Genomic DNA, 1,233 nt, shown 5'->3' on the forward strand with positions numbered 1-1,233 from the left:
CTGGATAATTGCGGTTCATTTCCTACTTCCTCAGTACCTTGTATTCCTAGAGACTCTACGACTTTCTTTGTACGGATGTCCGTTTTACGGACTACTGGCTCTGGAAGCCATTCTTCTACTGGTTTGAAGGAATATTCAGTGCTTGTTCCTGGGCGCTCGTTTTTCTCCAAGATGTTCTGCTCAACTGCTTGATTGAGTCCCTTGAGGATGGTTTTTCTGTCGCACCCTGTTCTAACAGCGACACTTTCCGCTGACTCGGTGAACGAGTTACCTGAAATTGTACGATACAACACTTGGTTTAGGGTGAATGACTCCACCAGTGTTGGCTTAGCTTCAACTGTCTTACAAAGCCTGTAAAGTGCTGCATCTTTCAGTTCTGGTGGGAGGGTTTGTATCCACGCAAGTGTTACTTGTTGGGTACTAGTAAAATCGAACCATAGGGAATCTGCCCCCGCGCTAGGTGCAGGGAAATCTGTTATGATTGAAATCATAAAGTTTTTTAAAATGTTTTTGTAACCAACCCCTACTGGCAAGCCTGTCAAACTAGCTGTAGGGGTTTTACATTCATGCTTAAAGCGCTATAAACACGCTTTCTATAAAAATACAAATTTATATTTGTACACAAGCAAGTTTTCTTACCATCGGTGTAAAAGGCTACTGGTGCAACAATCAACTACACTCGTACCCAACCCTTAAAACAATGCGCCATTATGCTGCTGTTACCTCATCTATATCATCTGCAAGACGAACCAGTAGTTCGCCAACTTCACATTTGAGAATCTCACATAGCCTGTCTAATGTATCCAAAGGAATTGATTTGGCTTTACCATACTCAATTTTTTGAACGTTAGCCAATGACATTTCTAGTTTCCGTGCCAGTTCATTCTGTGAGATTCCTCTAGCATTCCTAATTTCTTTAAGTCTTACTTTCACAGCCATAACTTAAACTCGTATCTCTAGAATAACCTACTTTCAGTAGTCTATCTATTAATAATATTTATTGTAAGCAGCTCAAAGGATAACTATCTATCATAAGTCTAGTCATTGATATGCCTACCGAAAGTAGGTATACTGATAGTAAGACAAAAGACGACCGTCTGGACAACTTGTGCCCTCCCGTGCTCTTAGGGCAGCGCTTTTGTTTAATCTAATATCACGAGGACTATTTACCAAATTTACGCTTCTTATTTCGATGAAAATGCTAAACCCAAAAATATATAATGAACAGCTTTA

2 protein-coding genes are annotated in these 1,233 nt (G+C 40.1%); both read right to left on the bottom strand.

Features of this window, described 5'->3' with window-relative positions; genetic code table 11:
• Positions 1-491 (bottom strand): hypothetical protein (locus G4P69_RS38450; protein WP_208355271.1); only part of this gene is annotated, 491 nt, incomplete at its 3' end.
• A gap of 217 nt (positions 492-708) precedes the next feature.
• Positions 709-939, bottom strand: a complete 231-nt coding sequence (locus G4P69_RS38455) for a helix-turn-helix domain-containing protein (protein ID WP_208344668.1) — start codon at positions 937-939, stop codon at positions 709-711.
• Positions 940-1,233: the final 294 nt, after the last annotated feature.

This window comes from Aetokthonos hydrillicola CCALA 1050, assembly GCF_017591665.1.
GTDB classification, from domain to species: Bacteria; Cyanobacteriota; Cyanobacteriia; order Cyanobacteriales; family Nostocaceae; genus Aetokthonos; species Aetokthonos hydrillicola.